Source organism: Paraflavitalea pollutisoli (assembly GCF_029360705.1).
Classification (GTDB): domain Bacteria; phylum Bacteroidota; class Bacteroidia; order Chitinophagales; family Chitinophagaceae; genus Paraflavitalea; species Paraflavitalea pollutisoli.
On sequence record NZ_JARKMX010000014.1, the window covers coordinates 829004 to 847203 of the forward strand.

16 protein-coding genes and 1 tRNA gene are annotated in these 18200 nt (G+C 49.2%); 11 read left to right on the forward strand and 6 right to left on the reverse strand.

Annotation, left to right across the window (positions count from 1 at the left end):
• Positions 1–683 precede the first annotated feature (683 nt).
• Positions 684–2834, reverse strand: a complete 2151-nt coding sequence (locus P2W70_RS33685) for a M43 family zinc metalloprotease (protein ID WP_276486019.1) — start codon at positions 2832–2834, stop codon at positions 684–686.
• A gap of 838 nt (positions 2835–3672) precedes the next feature.
• Between P2W70_RS33685 and P2W70_RS33690 the strand changes: the two genes are divergently transcribed.
• Both P2W70_RS33690 and P2W70_RS33695 read left to right on the forward strand, forming a co-directional pair.
• Entirely contained in the window at positions 3673–3996 is a 324-nt protein-coding gene (locus P2W70_RS33690; RefSeq protein ID WP_276486020.1) for a carboxypeptidase-like regulatory domain-containing protein, read from the forward strand.
• Between the two features lie 115 nt (positions 3997–4111).
• Positions 4112–5569, forward strand: a complete 1458-nt coding sequence (locus tag P2W70_RS33695; RefSeq protein WP_276486021.1) for an ATP-binding cassette domain-containing protein — start codon at positions 4112–4114, stop codon at positions 5567–5569.
• 1 nt (position 5570) lies between these two features.
• Here P2W70_RS33695 and P2W70_RS33700 read toward each other — a convergent pair whose 3' ends face one another.
• Together P2W70_RS33700 and P2W70_RS33705 are read right to left on the reverse strand one after the other, a co-directional pair.
• Positions 5571–7121, reverse strand: coding sequence for an MbnB/TglH/ChrH family RiPP precursor modification enzyme (locus P2W70_RS33700; RefSeq protein ID WP_276486022.1), 1551 nt, complete (start codon positions 7119–7121; stop codon positions 5571–5573).
• Between the two features lie 4 nt (positions 7122–7125).
• Positions 7126–7383 (reverse strand): hypothetical protein, encoded by a 258-nt coding sequence (locus P2W70_RS33705; protein WP_276486023.1) that lies wholly within the window; start codon positions 7381–7383, stop codon positions 7126–7128.
• Between the two features lie 468 nt (positions 7384–7851).
• Between P2W70_RS33705 and P2W70_RS33710 the strand changes: the two genes are divergently transcribed.
• Positions 7852–7925 (forward strand) — tRNA-Lys (locus P2W70_RS33710).
• 96 nt (positions 7926–8021) lie between these two features.
• Here P2W70_RS33710 and P2W70_RS33715 read toward each other — a convergent pair.
• A complete protein-coding gene (locus P2W70_RS33715; protein ID WP_276486024.1) occupies positions 8022–9437 on the reverse strand; it encodes a TlpA family protein disulfide reductase in 1416 nt (471 codons plus the stop codon).
• Between the two features lie 300 nt (positions 9438–9737).
• Between P2W70_RS33715 and P2W70_RS33720 the strand changes: the two genes are divergently transcribed.
• The gene (locus P2W70_RS33720) at positions 9738–10880 is read left to right on the forward strand and encodes a DEAD/DEAH box helicase (protein WP_276486025.1); all 1143 of its coding nucleotides are present in this window, start codon (positions 9738–9740) and stop codon (positions 10878–10880) included.
• 9 nt (positions 10881–10889) lie between these two features.
• On the opposite strand, the gene P2W70_RS33725 is transcribed toward P2W70_RS33720, so the two are convergent.
• The gene (locus P2W70_RS33725; protein WP_276486026.1) at positions 10890–11639 is read right to left on the reverse strand and encodes a response regulator transcription factor; all 750 of its coding nucleotides are present in this window, start codon (positions 11637–11639) and stop codon (positions 10890–10892) included.
• 77 nt (positions 11640–11716) lie between these two features.
• Between P2W70_RS33725 and P2W70_RS33730 the strand changes: the two genes are divergently transcribed.
• Positions 11717–12433, forward strand: coding sequence for a DUF3667 domain-containing protein (locus P2W70_RS33730; RefSeq protein ID WP_276486027.1), 717 nt, complete (start codon positions 11717–11719; stop codon positions 12431–12433).
• 6 nt (positions 12434–12439) lie between these two features.
• Positions 12440–12634: a hypothetical protein gene (locus P2W70_RS33735; protein WP_276486028.1), complete on the forward strand. Its 195-nt coding sequence runs from the start codon at positions 12440–12442 to the stop codon at positions 12632–12634.
• 52 nt (positions 12635–12686) lie between these two features.
• Here P2W70_RS33735 and P2W70_RS33740 read toward each other — a convergent pair whose 3' ends face one another.
• The gene (locus tag P2W70_RS33740) at positions 12687–13247 is read right to left on the reverse strand and encodes a dihydrofolate reductase family protein (RefSeq protein WP_276486029.1); all 561 of its coding nucleotides are present in this window, start codon (positions 13245–13247) and stop codon (positions 12687–12689) included.
• Between the two features lie 212 nt (positions 13248–13459).
• Between P2W70_RS33740 and P2W70_RS33745 the strand changes: the two genes are divergently transcribed.
• The 5 genes from P2W70_RS33745 to P2W70_RS33765 all read left to right on the forward strand — a co-directional run bounded on the left by P2W70_RS33745 (position 13460) and on the right by P2W70_RS33765 (position 18141).
• Positions 13460–14431, forward strand: coding sequence for an aldo/keto reductase (locus tag P2W70_RS33745; RefSeq protein ID WP_276486030.1), 972 nt, complete (start codon positions 13460–13462; stop codon positions 14429–14431).
• Between the two features lie 16 nt (positions 14432–14447).
• On the forward strand, positions 14448–15287 hold the full coding sequence (locus P2W70_RS33750) for a helix-turn-helix domain-containing protein (RefSeq protein ID WP_276486031.1): 840 nt from the start codon (positions 14448–14450) through the stop codon (positions 15285–15287).
• Positions 15288–15387: 100 nt separating this feature from the next.
• The gene (locus P2W70_RS33755) at positions 15388–15993 is read left to right on the forward strand and encodes a hypothetical protein (protein ID WP_276486032.1); all 606 of its coding nucleotides are present in this window, start codon (positions 15388–15390) and stop codon (positions 15991–15993) included.
• Positions 15994–16129: 136 nt separating this feature from the next.
• Positions 16130–16726, forward strand: a complete 597-nt coding sequence (locus P2W70_RS33760; RefSeq protein WP_276486033.1) for a YdeI/OmpD-associated family protein — start codon at positions 16130–16132, stop codon at positions 16724–16726.
• A gap of 176 nt (positions 16727–16902) precedes the next feature.
• Positions 16903–18141 carry a hypothetical protein gene (locus tag P2W70_RS33765; protein WP_276486034.1) on the forward strand — a complete coding sequence of 413 codons (1239 nt, stop codon included), beginning with the start codon at positions 16903–16905 and terminating at the stop codon, positions 18139–18141.
• Positions 18142–18200 lie beyond the last annotated feature (59 nt).

The following is an 18200-nucleotide window of genomic DNA, read 5'->3' on the forward strand; positions in this document are numbered from 1 at the left end:
AGGACTTGACGATGAACTACTTGCAACAGGACCCGGATGGCGGGAAGCTGCCGGAAAGCGTGTCCGGTAAGGGCGGAGTGTACGCGGAGTGGGTGCGTACTGTATGCGGACTACTCCAGAAATGGACCGGGATAGTTCGGGACTGTACCAGGACTATACAGGGGTTTAGTACATTCTCAGTGCATTCCCTGTGCACTACCAGAGCATTACCAGTACACTACCCGTACGGTTGCCGCCCATGTGCCTCGTCCTGTCTTGTCCTAAAATAGCTATACGCGTGAATAATTGGTCCTGGTGGGGACTGTACCCCTGCGTAGGCCGACTGCGAAATTGTCCAATTTAATGCCAGATAGCATGCTATTCAAACACAGTGTAAAGACAAATCAAAGACACTTTTGTTTTGTGTTTGCTGTGCGTTTGATCTGTGTTTGATGTGTGATTGATGTGTGTTTGATCTGTGTTTCATGCGAAAAAATCTCTGTAAAGCATTTTAAATGAACCTATTAGGTGCACACCAAAAGTACAAATCGCGAAATTGACGGTTTAATACGTTAATAATCACTCCATTAGAAAAAATATTTGTTCACCGACAGCAGACAGACCACTGCCCGCCCTACCGCGCACCAACAAAAAACCCGGCTGCTGGTCGGCAAGCCGGGTTGGAATATTACATAGATAACCAATTACCTGATCTTCATTACTTTGTGAACCGTCGTCTTATCTCCCAGCACAATCCGGACCGTGTACAAGCCACTGGCGTAGGCGCTGAGGTCAAAATCAATGCGGGTTCCGGCGTTGTTGCTGAAGCGGCGCTCGGCCACCTTCTGGCCGGCCATATTATAGATGGATATCGACTTCAGATTGTTCGGGTTCGGGTAAAACTGAACGCTCAGAGCCCCGCTGGTGGGATTGGGCGTTACCAGGATGCCTTTGTCTTTCAGGTTGGGATTGATCACTACCTTATAAAGATTGATGTCGTCGAGGTAGATATTGTTCTCAAACTGCGAATTGTTGAGGAATGCCAGGAGCAGGGGCCCTTTATTGATGTAGGCAGTCAGGTTGACTGAATCCTTGCGCCATTCGGCCGCCGTGGGCACGAATGAATTGGTCACCGCGGTACGACGGGTTACCAGGTTCTCACCCCATTTCTTGTAAAGACTGGTATAAGTGGCCCCGCAATCCGTGCTGATGAGCACCTGGAGGGTATCCCATACATTGCCAGGTGTGGCAAGATCCGATTGCACGGCTGCAGCCACCTGGAAAGAGACGAAGGCGGAATCAGCCGAAGCGATGTTCACCAGCGGCATCCGCAGGTAATCGAGCGGGCCATTTTGCTGGTAGTCGAGGTTGCGGATCACTACGGAAGCATTGCCGGTTTTGGCGACACCGGTCACCCGTTCCCAGGTGAGCGCGGCGTCCGGATTCACGATATCCCAACCTGCAGGCGGAAAGGCAGCCCCTTCAAAACCTTCTGTGATGGGCGGATCTACTGGTGGATTGTATTCAAAATTGGTGGTGAGGGTATCATTGGTCCGCTCTCCATCGATACTGCCGTTGGGCTCGGCTACATAGATCTTCAGGGTATGTTTACCCGCAGTGGTCGTGAGGTTGCTCAACGTGACGATGGTGGAAGCCTGGCTGGCCAACGAGCCTGTCCAGGCGGTTCGTACCGGTGCGGCTCCGTCAATACTGGCGTAGATACCGGCGGTAGTAAGCCGTTGTGCCCCCAGGTTACGCAGCGTAATGGTAGGCGTGAAGGAAGGAGCACAAATCCTGGCCACCGGGTTATCGATGCTACGCAGCGATGCATTCAGGTTGATGAGGGGTATCGGATCTGCACCATTCGAAGTCAGCAGGGAAGCCCGGTTCACCATCAGGGCCGTCTGCATCCTGGCCACTTGTAGTTTGGTAAACATGACCATGCAGGCATCGTTGGTATAATCCATGAAGTTCTGGTACATGATACCGGGTGCGGTGGTGGTACAGTTATCGGTTACTACGCCCTGGGGGCACCCACCGGAGGCATCCGCCTGGTTGGGCGTGTCAGCGATCTCATCGGTGCCGGCACAGGAACCTTTCGCATCATCACCCCAGATATGGTAGAGGAAAAAGTAGTGTCCTGTTTCATGCACCAGCGTGCGGCCTTTGTTGTAGGGCGACAAGCTGCCACCCGGTACCGAGCTGTATTGTACCACGACCCCTTGCTCAGCTGTCACACTACCGCCAGGAAAGGTGGCATATCCAAGTATTCCCCCGCTGAGGTTGATCAGCCATATATTGAGGTACCGGGAAGGATCCCAGGCATCCATGCCTCCTTTGGCTGCATACTTGGGCGAATTATCGGTATAGGCATAGCTTGCCTGTGTCGTTGTTTTGCGGTTGATACCGGTGGTAGGTTCATCGTTGGGGGTACGCTGGGCGATCCTGAACTGGATCTTCGCTTTGCCAAACAAGGATTTGAAGGCAGCCGGAATTTTGCTGGAGTCTGCATTGAGGCCCGCAAAATCGATATTGAGGGTATCGAGTTGCGCTTTGATCTGCGCATCGGTCACCAGGCTGGTATTCGTGAGCAGCACATGAAATACGACCGGCACATAGAGGGTGTCGGCTTGCGTACCCAGCAGTTGCACGTCTTCCCGGGCAGTGATCCCCTGCCGCATCTGGCGGGTGGTTTGCTCATATTGAGCTTTCAGGGCAGGATAACGCTCCAGGTTTTGTTGCAACAAGGGTACGGAGGCACAGCGTTCGACGGCCACTTTGAGCTGCGCATAAACCGGACTACCCAATACGATCAAAATTGCTAAAGCCAGTAAGAATCGGTTGGCGGCCAACATGCTATTGTATTTAAGTGTACTACGTATCCTGGCTCAAAACTGTTGGCTGCCGGGGACTAAAATAGAGGGAATAGGGTATTTTATCTGCCAGCCTGCTTTTTGAGGGTACCAGTTTATTCCCACAAATTAATGAATTAGGAAAACTCCGTGACCAATTAACCGGTGAGGCGGCTGAATTTACCGTCAGAATGGCCAGGAGCTGCCTACCCTGGCCTGTTCGGCTGCATGCTGACCTATTGAATAATATGTTAGGGCGTGCAATTGCTTTTTTTATTGAAAGCACAGATATTCCTTAACCCGGAACGCACCGAAGGCCGCTACCATTTATTTCCATTAATCATTTTATAAGCAGCGTGTGCCTATACCCGATACAGGCATTATGGGTTTTGAACAATAGCCACGTTGCCTGTAACATCGATACCACTATCTCCTACCGCTACTGAAGCAGGTGATAAAAATCGGCTTCACATTAAAATGGTTTAATGCCCGAAACGAAATGCAAGCATGGTCAGTCTATTTATGCGTGGATGTTTGACAGCGTGAAGTTTGGATGGATATTCTATTCGATGAGCAAGAGCGAAAGCTTCACTCTTCACTGATTGTGTAGACTTTATTGCTCATTAGCTGATCAGGTCAAATGGCTCAACATTAAAACAATTGTGCCATGAAACCCAGTGCTGTAGCTAGATCCGGACAAATACTTGTTAAAATATTTTTTGTTAGAGCGTGGAGATTATGGCATAGTACTTGAATAGACAATGATAACCCCGACACACCAACTAACCGTAAGGCTTCTTTATTTAGTAACCATTTTTATTAACCTATAATTGTACATTGTATGAAAAGCATCAAAGCAAGATTGGTAGGCTTTAGCATCGTAGCGGCTACCGCAGGTTTATTCGCATTCACAGCTGTTCAAACTGGTTCTGTTAAGGGTACTGTATCACCCGCCGACGGCGCGGTACGTGCATGGGCTCTGTCTGGCACGGACACACTGAAAGCGACTATCGATAAAGGTGCGTTTGAAATTACCGGCGCAAAGGCTGGCACTTACCGCGTAATCATCGAGGCTAAGCCACCTTACAAGAACGCTGCGAAGGATGGTGTAACCGTTGTTGATGGTCAACCTACAGACATCGGCGAAATCAAACTGGAACAATAGTCTATTATTACTCATAGTTATTGATCCTTAACAGCACACCATGGCCGGGAGAAATCCCGCACCATGGTGTGCTTTTTTTATCCCTTATCTTTGCCGGCCTAAATCGGGGATGTATATGCAAGGATCATTATTACAACTGGACCAGGTATCGGTTAAACTCGGCGCTCAGCAGGTACTTAAAAATATTAATCTCACCATACTGCCCGGTCAACACTGGGCCATTACCGGCGAATCGGGTAGCGGCAAATCTGTGTTGGTGCATACACTAACCGGACGGCATTTTTACAGCGGGCATATTCACGCCGCTTTCGGTACCCCGGAAACCTTTCACCACCAGATCATCGTGGTAGAGCAACAACATCGCTTTAAGGACCTCACCAACCGAAGCGATTTTTATTACCAGCAACGTTTCAATTCTTTCGATGCTGAAAGGACTGCTACCGTAGCTCAATTGTTATCGGAATACATTTCTTCGGAAAATCAGACGGAAGCCGATCAGTGGATTGGCTTATTACAAATTGGCCGGCTTTTGCAGGAACCATTGATCCAATTGTCGAATGGCGAAAACAAAAGACTGCAGCTCACGATCGCTTTATTACAACATCCGACGGTGCTGGTACTCGACAATCCGTTTGTGGGCCTGGATGTGAATGGCCGAACGATCCTGCATGATATCCTGGGCAAGATCAGCACGACTGGTGTAACATTGATCCTTATTACCACACCCGATCAATTATCTCCCTGTATTACTCATGTGGCGACCCTCGACCATGGCGTACTGACGAGTGCGGTGCCCATCGATCAATACGTAGCTCCTAAAGCAGTGGCACTTTCCCTGCCGGTAGAAGCTGCGTTGGCAGCGATGGCCGGCATGCAGGAAACCGATTTCGAAATGGCTATCCGTATGAACAATGTGTCGATCGCCTATGACGGAAAACATATTCTGCAAAACATCAACTGGGAAGTGAAACGTGGCGAGCGCTGGAGTGTATCGGGCCCTAATGGTGCGGGTAAATCGACCTTGTTAAGTCTGATCACGGGCGACAATCCGCAGGCCTATGCCAATGAGATCTATCTGTTTGACAAACGCCGTGGTAGTGGAGAAAGCATCTGGGACATCAAGCGGAAGACGGGTTATGTATCGCCCGAAATGCATTTATACTTCGATTATACTGCCACCTGTTTTCAGGCGATTGCCTCCGGCCTGTTTGATACAATTGGCCTGTTTCGTCTATTGACGCCTGAGCAGGAAGCATTGGTGAACCAATGGATCTCGCTGATGCAACTGGAAGCCAAGGCGCACCATGGCCTGACTAGACTCTCTGCGGGTGAACAGCGGTTGACCTTGCTAGCAAGGGCGCTCATCAAACACCCAGCCCTATTGATCCTCGATGAACCTTGCCAGGGTCTGGATGCTGCCCACACACAACTGTTCCGCAACCTGGTAGATGCGATCTGCGCGCAGTCGCCTACTACCCTCGTGTATGTGAGCCATTACAAAGAAGAGTTGCCTTCCTGTGTAGATAAATTCCTGGCACTGGATAAGGGGCAAGGGACGGTAACGGGGGTATAGGCTAGTGCACTACTGCCTGGTGATGAAACTTGTTTTCGAGGATGCCTTCACCGCCTTCTACAGCCAATTCATAATTACCTTCGAAGATCTGGTGTGGTTTGCGACCTTCTGCCAAAGCCTTCATAAACGAGAGGGGGTCAAACGGGAAATTAACTATTCTGTCCTGTCCGTCGAGCAAGGTCATGGTATAGGCCTTTTCAAAATTAATCACCTCTTGCAGTCCGATCACGTCAATGCTCATATCTTGTATGTATCGGATGAAGTTAGCTCCTTCCGTAGAAGCAAATGGTTCCGGTGGCGCCGTCTTCCAGAAATCGACCAACAGTTTTTCGTATTCCTCAACGCCCAAATAGATCATCAGCAGCCTTGCCGTATACCGGTAACTTTCGGACACCATCGAAGCACGGAACGTTTGTATCAGTTCTTTGATGAGTTCTATTGCCGGATCGTTCTTCACCGATTCCCAGGGACAATGGATGGGCTGATCTACCACCAGGGCAGCCAGCACATCTTCCCACTCGGCGGGTGTAACAGTACAGATATCGATGGAGTGCTGGGATGCAGATGACTGCATCGCATGACCGCCCTCCTTCTGAGCCGTTGCCTGGGCATTATCGCCAACGGCACTAAAAGCACTCGTTGCCCTATCACTTTGTATTGTTATCCCCGCAACTGCCCGTTTTCTTCTTTTCCGCCTCTCCCAGATACGGTTCAATTGCTCGAGGTCGTGTTGCAGCAAACCATTGTTCAGATCGCTGAGGTAATCCGGGAATATCTCGAAGATCATAGCGCCGAGGTTGGGCAGTTGCGGCACCAGCGCTGCTGCAACGTCCAGCAGGTTGTCGGGAATCTTACCACTGTGTGCATCGATGTAAAAGTTACCCCGCATCTTGCCACCGGCTACGTGTATCTCCACTACCCGCTCGAGGGGAATCTCAGCCAGAAAGTCTTGCATCGACTGCCGGCCATTGAGTTGGTTGGTGAGCAGGTTGTGCAGGTCGAGTAAGATGCCGCAATCCGCCTGTTCAACCACATGGCGCATAAACAGGCCATCATGGATATGACCAGGTATGGTGCGCAGGTAATTGACACCGGTTTCTACTGCGATGGGTATTGGCACCTGGCGCTGCATGCTGTTGATGGTTTGCACAGCAGCCTCCACACCAGCGGGCGTTTGTAATGGAGGCAACATATAGTTGGTCACAAAGTCGCGCCCTTCATAGGTAGCTTTATTGAAACTCAAATGCTCGCTCATCCAGGGTACACCAAGCGCTTCTATCATGGTATGGTGTAAGGGATACTCCACCGGATCTGGCAATCGCGAGCCACCGACCGGAAAACCGATGCTGTGCATCAGTTTGTGGTAAGGCAGGTTTTGTATCTTTTTCAGGGTTACCTGATCGATCGCATACTGATTGGTGGAAGGATCGGGTTGTATCCAGTGTGTTTGAGGTTCTATTTCCAATACCTGTATCAGACCCGTGTACTTTTCCAACACGCGGTCCAATACAGGATGGTAGGTCAGACCTATACCTAGTTCAGGTATTTTCATACGTTTATTTGAAAACGTTTACGATCTGTGCCGCAGGATTGACAACGAAGTCTCTTTCAATGTCGAAGAAGCAAGCTGAACCGGAGATGCAGGGTTTGCAGCCGATGCGGTCGCCCAGTTCGCGCAGCATTTTGCCGAAGAGGTCGATGTCATTGGCGACGTTGACAGGGAGGGTAACGCGAATGGCGGCGCTTTTGGCTGCCAGTGAGGAAGCAGCTGGCAGTGAGGCTACGGATGCTCCTGATGCTAATTTTGCGTCCATGATAACGGTGTTTGTTGTTTTAAATAGGTTTCTTTTACGTCGAAACTTTCACGCCTGTGTTGCGCACAGGAATGCCGTTTCCTGCTAGTTTTTGTGGCAGGGCAAGCTTTATGCACGATGGTTTCATCGATGTCTGGTTGACGGGCGGGTGTGGGTTGGAACAGCTGGCAATCTGTTCCGGAGCTAATGGAAGATGGTCGGAAGGATCTTTCGCCTTGCAGGTCATATCCGGCGATTGAAAAGCTAAGGTACTACCTGACGAAGCGGAAGTCAATACAACGTTGGTGGTAATCTGGTGGCGCTTATGGTAGGGGGAATAGTGCTTTGTACCACGAACGTGGTATGGTGGAAGCCCGGCAACGAATATTTTTTCAGAAAAGTTTGTACTGTAATCCTATTTTTCCTTACTTTTGCAATCCCTTTTACGAAAAGCATTGTTTACGGTGCTGTAAACGGGAAACAAGGTCAGACTCCCTAGCTCAGTTGGTTAGAGCTACTGACTCTTAATCAGTAGGTCCTGGGTTCGAGTCCCAGGGGGGTCACTAAGAAAAGAGGTCATCGTAAGATGGCCTCTTTTTTTGTGCTTGTATTTGCCAGTTCGCGGTGAGGACAGTTGATCCGGTTTTAATTGGATCACCCTACCGGGTTAACGCTTGTTCAATTTGCTGTGTAAGTTCATCGGGTTTGGTGGAAGGCGTAGCCAGAAATATATTACCCTTTTTGTCGATGAGGCAGGTGGTAGGATAGGCAGCTACTTTATAGTGACCGATAATGGGATGGCTGCTTCCTTTACCTTCCGTGAATGCATGGTACCCTGCTATGGTATTTTTTGTCAAAGCATCGAGCCAGGTTGAGCGTGGGTCGATGGAAACATTTAGGAAAACAACATCCTGCCGGTTGGCGAAGTATTTCTTCACCGGTGCAATGGTGCTGAACAAAGCATGACAAGGACCGCAGGTGGCAAACCAAAAATCTAGGTAGATCACTTTGCCCCGGAAATGCGCGAGGTTCACCTTTTCTCCTTTTTCGTTCTCGATCGTGAAATCCGGTGCGGGCATACCTCTTCTAAAGCTGGTGACGTTGTTGTAGTACTTCCGGATATAGTGTGCGTACACGGAATCGGTCGGTGAAGTATACGTTTCTTTGATCAGCATTTCGAGGTCTTCTGCCTGGTTCAGCTTGCTGATATCGCTTTCCAGGAAGAGTGTCAATACAGGAACCTGTAAACGCCCCCGCAAGTATTGCTTCAGCCAATTGTATTTATCGGTCAGGTTGTTGCTGATCAGCCCGTCCATCACCAGGTCGGAATACTGGCGGAAGAAGATATTGTACACTTCGTTTACATAGTTGTGCGCATAATAAAGCGACTCATCGACCTTCAGGATATTTTGCAGGATGGCCTTCGACCGCGGGCTCAGTGCGTGTTTTCTGTTGACCATTGTCTGTTCAATACTTTCATTATACAACATCGTGGTACCCCGGTATTGTTGGCCCCATACTGCCGCCATTACCTCTGCTTTGAGGAGGTCGAAACTTTCTTTACGCATGGAGGGCCCGATCGGTTGAAGGCGTAGCAAAAATGCCTGCCCTGCGCTATCGATATAAGAATACAAGGCGTCGAAAGGAGCCGCAGTAGCTTTAAATCGTGGAAGATTTTCGCGTACTTGTTTATTTAAGTTGAATTGTTTGAAGTCTGATAAGAAGGCAGTTTTGGAAGCTCCTTTTCCTGTCAGTTCCGGTAAAGTTGCTGCGCCCGTGGTGGAGTAGCGCAGGTGGAGGCTATCGCCGGGTTCCAACAACAGATTAAAACCCTTTCCGTTGTTTTGAAGGTAGCAGAGTACGGGCCGGCTGAGGTCGATCACCTGCCGGAATTGTCCGTTCTCCGTCAAGATCGTATAAGTAGTGCTTTGCCGGATCGTTGGGTTGTATTGGAGAAATAGCCGGAGGGTATCCCTGCCGGCGCCTGGCATTGCTCCGGCGATGATGGCGGTGTTTTGCGCTGGTAAGGTACTAACGGATAGCAATAAGATCAAGACGGGAAGAAAACGGTTCATACAATCAGGGTTGGTTTACCCGGATAAGAGACGGAAAACCGCAAAAGGTTGTAATTGATAAAAAAGAAAAGTGGCTAATTTAACAGTCTCATATTCTGACAAGTGTAAAGGGAGTTAGCTGCTTTGTGTAAATTATTGATAGTTAGACCCTTTCAGGTTGCATAGAGCCTTGAAGTCATTCCAGAACGAGTTCGACTTTTGTCCTAATGGGTTCACTTAAAATGAGTTTATCAGCCTTGATAGCCTCTTTTTTTTGTGCCTGCATACAGCCTTATCGATAGCTTTGCGCAAAAATAGAAGATGGCATTTTCCGCTTTGGGCTTATCAGCACCGTTGTTAAAGGCAATAGCCGCTCAATCATTTACACAGCCTACGCCTGTGCAACAGCAGGCTATTCCTGCCATCCTTCAGGGTAAAGATATACTCGGCCTCTCTAAAACAGGCTCGGGCAAAACAGCTGGTTATGTATTGCCCATCCTGGAATTGTGCCAGCGCCGGGTAGAAAAGAAAGACAGGCATGCGCGGATACTGATCATGGTGCCCACCCGTGAACTCGCAATACAGGTAAATGATGTCTGTAAAACCTTCAGCGCTCAACTGCCGAACAAAATAAAAACAATGGCCGTGTATGGCGGTGTTTCCATCAACCCACAGATGATGGCCTTGCATGGCATCGAAATATTAGTCGCTACACCAGGCCGGTTGCTTGATCTGATAGACCACAAAGCCGTGCACCTGTCACAAGTAGAGATACTGGTATTGGACGAAGCCGATCAAATGTTGAACCTGGGCTTTCAGGAAGAGATGGAAAAGGTGTTTCAACTACTGCCAGCCAAACGCCAGAACCTGTTGTTCTCTGCCACTGCCAGTGAAGATATTAAAGCTATGCAGCGACACCTGCTGCACCAGCCTGTTACGATTGAAGTGGAAGAACAAGAACAGGACATTGAACTGATTCAACAACTTGCCTATCGGGTAACAGCAGCACGTAAAGGCCCTTTATTGCGCTACCTGATCAAGCACGAAAATATGCAGCAGGTGCTGGTATTTACCTCTGCCGTAAGAACGGCAGATAACCTCACCGGCAAACTGATCAAAAATGGCATACAGGCTGCCTCCTTACACGGGCACCTGAGCCAGACAGGTCGACTTGAAACCCTGCAACGTTTTAAAGCCGGCAAGTTGCGGGTACTGGTAGCGTCTGATCTTGCGTCGCGGGGTATCGACATTCAGCAATTGCCCATCGTCATCAACTACGAGTTGCCGCGTTCTCCCAAAGATTATGTTCACCGCATCGGTCGCACCGGCCGGGCAGGCGCTTCAGGCAGGGCCATTACGTTGGTTTGTCCTGAAGACGAGCATCATTTTGGCATCATCCAGAAAAAGATGGGAAAAAAGGTAGAGATACTGGAGAGTGACGATATTAATCTGCAGGGCTTTTAAAGGGACGTCTTAGATCAACTTACTCCCCACGGCGTATGACAGTGCGTCCATCACATTGCTAACCTCCAGCCGCTCGAAGATCCTTCGGCGATAATATTTGACCGTATCGGGGGCGACAAATAATTTCTCGGCAATCTGATCGATGGAGAACCCCTGTGCATGCAAGCGCAGCACTTCCAGTTCTCTTTCCGTCAGCGCGGGTTTTACCGATCTTTGCCAGCGCTTTTTGCCGGGCAGTAGTTCCCACAGCTCGTCGCTCCCCTGCTTATAAATACGCACATTACCAGCCGCCTGCTGTCGCGATAAGGAAACAACGCACATCGACTTCCACATCTTCCCTTCGGGCGTTAGAAAAAGCGGTGTCAGTTTATGATTGATGAGGACCTGCTTACCATTCTTATGGTTGAGGTTAAAGTCATAAGTAATACTATACAGCTTGCGCTCGCCGACGGGCAGCTGCGCGTAAAATTCAAACCCTGCTTCATTAAGCTGGGCCAGTAGTTCCAGGTCCTGGGGTGGTACCTGCCGGAAATAGAATTCATAGCCCAGTTGCAGCACTTCCTCTGCCATATAGCCACAAAGAAAAAGGGGGTTATCCGACACGTATTCAAATGACATATTCGTGTAGTCGATCACGTATACGCTCTCGTAGGTTAGCCGGGCAAAGGCCTTTACCGCTTCCAGGTAATGCTGGTCGGTTTCCGTGATGACGCCTAACTTATTGGTGGTCAACAGGGTTGAACCGGCTTTGTGCTTCATGGATCGCTGTTAAGGAACGCTAAAACTACACCGGGGTGTAGGTATTATCAAATTTTTTGCTGCGAAATTTGAACCGCATGACCTGTAGACATTGTAATACCGCCGGCACCTTGCACTATTGCCCCAACTGCGGACAACCTGTTTCTCTTAAACGGATTAACGGGCACTATATCATCCACGAAGTTGAACACGTCTTACACTTTGAAAAAGGAATTCTTTACACCATCCGGGAACTGCTCACGAAACCTGGAGAAAATGTACGACGCTTCATCACGGATGACCGAAGCAGGCTGGTAAAGCCCATTATCTTTCTTATAGTGACCTCCACGATCTATTCGCTGGTGAGCCATTTCTTTCACATTGAGGATGGCTATATTCAATATAAGGGGTTTGAAAAATCCGCAACAGGATCTATTTTTAATTGGGTTCAAGGCCATTATGGCTACTCCAACATCCTGATGGGGTTGTTCATTGCCTTCTGGACAAAGCTATTTTTCAAGAAATACGGCTTCAACGCCTATGAGATCCTGATCCTCCTTTGTTTTGCCATCGGCATGGAAATGCTGTTCCTGTCGGTATTCGCCATCATTCAGGGAATCACGCATGTACACCTGATGCAAGTATCGGTCATCATCAGCCTGATCTATTGCTCCTGGGCCATCGGACAGTTTTTTGATAAGAAGAAGGCAGGCAACTACTTCAAGGCCCTGGCGGCTTACCTGTTGGGCATGATGACCTTTTCGCTGGTTGCCATAGCGATTGGAATAACCATCGACCTCCTCATCAAACACTAAATAAACATGGAAAAGAAACCTACTTTACGATTTACTTTTACCATTGTAGCCATCATACTGGGCGTTACTTTGTATAAGCAATTCGATTTTAAGACGCTCAAATTCGAGCATACCGGGCTGGCCATCATTTACGCCATCACCTTTGCCTTCTCCATCTTCTACCTGGTCAGGAACCGCAAAAAAGCCGGTAACAACCCTTGATAGCCAGATACGCAGGCTGGTCCTGCGTTATTTTTTGTACCCTTTGCCTATCTTAATCAGGCTTCACATAGTGTAGCGCTACATTGCCCGAAGGAAAGACCTTTGACGCTATCAATTTCAACTCCAGCGAACTGGCAAGGTTGATGCCCTTCATCAAACGTGTGCCCTCGCCAGCCAGCAATGGCTGCACGACAATCCTGTATTCATCTACCAGCCCCTGCTCTATCAAATAAGAAGGAAGCACGACTCCACCCAGCAGCATATCGCCGCCCGGCTCCTGCTTCAAGCGTTGTATCTCCGCTACCGGATCTGTGCGTACAATCCTTGTCCGCGGCTCATCCACCTGGCTGAGGGTTGTAGAGAAAACGAGCTTGTCGGTGGCCGTAAATACCTGCGCAAACTCATTCATGGACCGTGTAGGTGCTGAATTCGTTCTGGCCACGTCGGGCCAGAAAGGTACCATGAGTTCATACGTCTTGCGGCCGTAGACCAACAGGTCAGCCTCCTGTATGAGGTCTTTAAAATAATCATGCACATCCTGGTCTCCTTTTCCTTTTGTGTGGTCACAGCAGCCATCGATGGTGATATTGATACCGAATATGAGTTTACGCATGGTATTGCTTTTAGGTTGTACGTTGTTGAGCTACCAAATATAACAGATAGGACGATCGGTCCGCGGGTGCAATTACGTCAGTATAAAGGGATTTTGCGACAGGCCTGGCCCTCCCATCACCTGAGCCACCCAGACAAGTAGATTGAGCCGTGGAAGCAAGTGCCCCTACCCTGCCAGGTATGACCTTTGTACCATCAAACAATTTAATAGCTATGACTTCAATGACTAAAATACCATTGGGTAAAAACGGGCCACTTGTATCCAAACTGGGTCTTGGCTGTATGCGCATGTCTCCTGTATGGGGCAGCAAAGCCACCGACGAAAACGAAAGCATCGCCACCATTCAACAGGCACTCGACAGCGGTATCAATTTTCTGAATACCGGTGACTTTTACGGCGCCGGTCACAACGAACTGCTGGTGGGCAAGGCCATCAAAGGCAGAAGGAATGATGCTTTTATCAGCGTCAAGTTTGGCGCTATCTTTTATGGCGGCCATTGGCTCGGCCTCGACCTTCGCCCCGTCGCCATCAAGAACTTTATCAATTACTCCCTGGTACGCCTGGGCATCGACACCATCGACTTGTATCAACCCTGCCGCTTGGACAACAGCGTTCCTATCGAAGATATCATTGGAACGATCGCCGACCTAATTAAAGAAGGCAAGGTTCGACACCTGGGTGTATCTGAGATCACAGCCGACCAATTGCGTAAAGCCAACAGCGTGTACCCGGTCAGCGCACTGGAGATTGGTTATTCGCTGGCCGACCGCCAGATCGAAAGCGACCTGCTTCCTACCGCCAGGGAATTGGGTATTGGTGTAGTAGCTTTTGCCAACACGGCGGAAGGTTTACTTACTGGTAATATGACTGCACCGTTGGCTGCCACCGACTACCAAACGCATTTCTCCCGTTTCCAGGGGGAGAACCTGATCAAAAACCTCGAAAAGGTGGAACTATTAAAGCAGTTGGCCAGTGACAAAGGATTTACCCCTACCCAACTGGCGATTGCCTGGGTGAATGCGCAAGGCGATCACATCATGCCACTGGTCAGTATGAGTAAAAGGTCCAGGTTACCAGAAAATACACAGGCGATGGAGATCGTATTTACGCCCGAAGAAATGAACCTACTCAACACCCATTTTGCGCCGGGGGCCATACTCGGCGGCACCTATCTTCAACGATAGCTTGTATTTTTACGGTATGACGAACCCAACTGAGATCCTTCCCGGCGTGATCTTCTACTCCTACCTCGCTACCTCCAGAAAGGAGAAGGTGGCCTTTATGGAGCATAATACCCTGATATTGCAGGTCTCCGGCCTGTTTAAACTGGAGACGGCCACAGATAGTATTTCTATGGGGCGCGGACAGATGCTGCTCGTACAAAAGAATCAGTTGGGCGAACTTACCAAAACACCTTTGGAAGAGGAACACTATCAAACGATCGTCATCTGCCTGCAGGAAGACCTGTTACGGCAGATCGCGCTGGAGGAAAAGATCGAAGTCACGCATAAATACACGGGGCCTTCCAACGTCCTGATCCCGGGCAATGATTTCCTGCATGCCTTCTTTCAATCTGTGTTACCCTATGTGCGTAATCCGGAAAACAAAATAACGCAGGCTGTTGGTTTGCTGAAGGTAAAAGAGGCTGTATACCTGCTGCTCGATATCATGCCCGGGCTCAAGGACTTGTTGTTCGACTTTTCGGAGCCCTATAAGATCGACCTGGAAAAATTCATGGTGAGTAATTTTCACTTCAATGTACCCGTTGAAAAGCTGGCCCGATTAACGGGTAGAAGTCTTGCCGGGTTCAAACGCGACTTCCAGAAGATATTTGGCATGCCACCCCGCCAATGGTTATTAGAGAAAAGACTATCGGAAGCGCGGCATCTTATGGAGAAGAAAAACAAAAAACCTTCGGCCATTTACCTGGACCTCGGCTTTGAAAGTCTTTCTCATTTCTCTCATTCCTTCAAAAAGAAATTTGGCAAAGCGCCTACGGAATGGCTGAATGAAGACGGGGTAAGCCTGGATGCTGTGTAAAAGGAATGATTACCCGATTTTTTTAGCCCGGATATCAACCATTAGCCTATATTTATTCCATAGTCAGGAATTGAAATAAGTCTCTACTAAATTCGACACCATGGAAAAGATCACTCCCTTCAAAGACGCATCAACAGCCATTAGCAGTTTGGACAATGGCGGCAGGTTTTATAATGTATTCACCCGCTCGCAGGATGATATGATCAGCCTGGCCGAAGTAGGTAAGGTAGCAGGACTGTTTCTCGGTAAGCAGAAGGAAATGCTGTACCTGGAGCTGGCACTAACGGGACTTTCCGATGCAGACAAAGCTATCGTTCAGCAAAAGTTCGATTCGGACCTGGCTGACAGTTATGCAAAATTCAAAGCGTTGCGGCTGTCTCCCGCGGAAATAGCCAGCAAAGGCATCATTTCATCCAATGTTATTCTAAGCGGCATACCTAAACTGGTCAATTCAGGCACACGGCTGAAGGGATTTATACTGGTACCCGCCGGCCCCGCCTTTACCATGTTACCCATTTCCGAAATATACGATACCTATGAGCTCAGTGACCCAACGGGCACCGCCCATTTCCTGATCGTCACGGAAAAGGATAAAGAAAAGCTACCCGAACAACTGATCACTGTAGGAGGCATCCTGAAAGAATCCCGGGATAACGACGACGCCCCGGCGGACCTCTTTGTGGAAGTAAGCTATTACCTGGCGTAAACCCGATCATCATACGGATTGATATTCCAAGACCTGCGCTGGCGCAGGTCTTGTCTTTTTTACAGTCTCTATCCGGCCGTCTGATTTTTCGTTACTTTGTGGCTTATTAACAATTATACCTTGTAAAACCTCCAGCATGCCAAGCAACGCAACAGATTCCCAGGTTGATGCCTACCTGAGCGAAGCAACCCAGTGGACAAAAGAAATGCAAGCGCTAAGAGCCATTGCGCTCGACTGTGGCCTGGAGGAATCCTTGAAGTGGGGTAAACCCTGTTATGCCTTCGAAGGCAAGAATATCGTCGTTATACAGGGGTTCAAGGCCTATTGTGCATTGCTCTTCTTTCAGGGTTTCCAACTAAGCGATCCCGAGGGCATCCTGGTGAAGACGGGCGAAAATACCCGTGTAGGCAGGCAGGTACGTGTCAACAATACGAAAGAGGTGACCAAACTGGCAGCCGTACTGAAAAGATATATCTACGAAGCGATTGAGCTGGTCAATGCAGGAATAAAGTTCCCACCGCCCAAACAGACTGCGCTCAAGATACCGGAAGAGTTACAAGCGCAATTCAGCAAAAAAAAATCGCTGCGGACTGCCTTTGAAGCTTTGACGCTTGGGCGTCAGCGGGCTTATCTTATACACTTTTCGCAAGCCAAGCAATCCAGCACACGTACAGCCAGGATCGAGAAATGTACACCACAGATCCTGCTTGGTAAAGGACTGAACGAACGATAGCACTGAACCACTGCGGGTTTGCTGAACACCCCCTCCATGCAAGGTTTTGTTTCTTTTCTGCCAATAACTCCCGAAAACCGGTAGCAATGCCAAGGGTATACCGGTCTTTTTTATCCGTTCTTACAAAAGCAAGCTCTACACACATCAACATCCATTGTTCAGTAAAAACCTTTTGTATGAATCCACAAGCAAGAATTTATGTCAGTGGCGCTTTTTGCTTCGGTAAACAGGTAGCGGTCAGCAACCTGTTGGAAGCCAACTACAACGCGATCATCGTCTGGTCCTTACATGTAAATGCAGCCGGCGATCTTATTATGAACAACACGCCGATCGTTACCAATGGCGTTTACTCGGAACAACAGACCATGGACCTGCCCGCCCGACTGGCCACCCTCTACCAAAAGGGTATTTCTGTCATCTTTTCGGTAGGGGCCGGGGGAACGAGTGATTTTACGAACATCAACAACCTGATCAACCAGTATGGTATCGGCCCTGACAATCCTTTATACACCAACTTTTCGGTGTTGAAGTCGACGATGGTCAATGCGGGTGGCAATATCGACGCCATCGACTTTGACAATGAAGACCTTTTCGAATCGGGGGTGATGATCCAATTTGGATCTATGTTACACGACATTGGTTACTCCTCCGTTACTTTCTGCCCTTACTTCGACACGAGCCTTTGGCAGGAAACCCTGCAGGAACTCACCAACCGGTACGGCCCCAATTTCGTCAGCGCCTTCCACCTGCAATGTTATTCGGGCGGCGCGGGAAACGTTCCTTCCGAATGGGGCAAAGTAATCGCGCAATGTAAAAGCAATGCGTTGTTAATCCCCGGCCTTGCCACCAACCAGGCTGGCCCGGGCACCTGGTGGCAAAGCAGCACCAACCAACCCGGCTCCAGCGTAAAGACCTATCCCAATGTTGCCCAATACGGTAATGGCGACTGGTCGAGCGTACTGCGCCAGGGCAATTATCCCAGTGCAGACGCGGCCATGCAAAGTTGTATTGGTGGCGAAACCTTTTTCTTCTATTGCAACCAGGCGGTAGGTTTCGGCGGCAAGGTCTTTCAGCAGGGAGATGCCGTCTTCTTCGGCGGTAATCCACAATGGGGCAGTGCTCCTCAATGTACCAGCTATGCACTCGCCAATGGCTGTAGCAATATTTACAACAATAATGGCGCCTGCCCCAATGACCTGCAGGCACAGTTTGGGCAATGGGCCAAACAACCTTATCCACCAACTGGCGGGTTCATCTGGCTGTACGATTCCATCGTGAATTGTGTACTGTCCGGACCTTGTGGTGAAGGAGGTGACACGGTAGCCACCGTTTGTAGCCTGTATAAGGAGGCCATCATCCAAGGCGTAGGACAGCCCGCTGCAACCGGCAAAAAACCGGCATTGTCCAGCCTGTAAATACCAGGAACCACAGTCACTTTTATGTATACCAACCAGCGCGGCTACCCTCCGGTAGC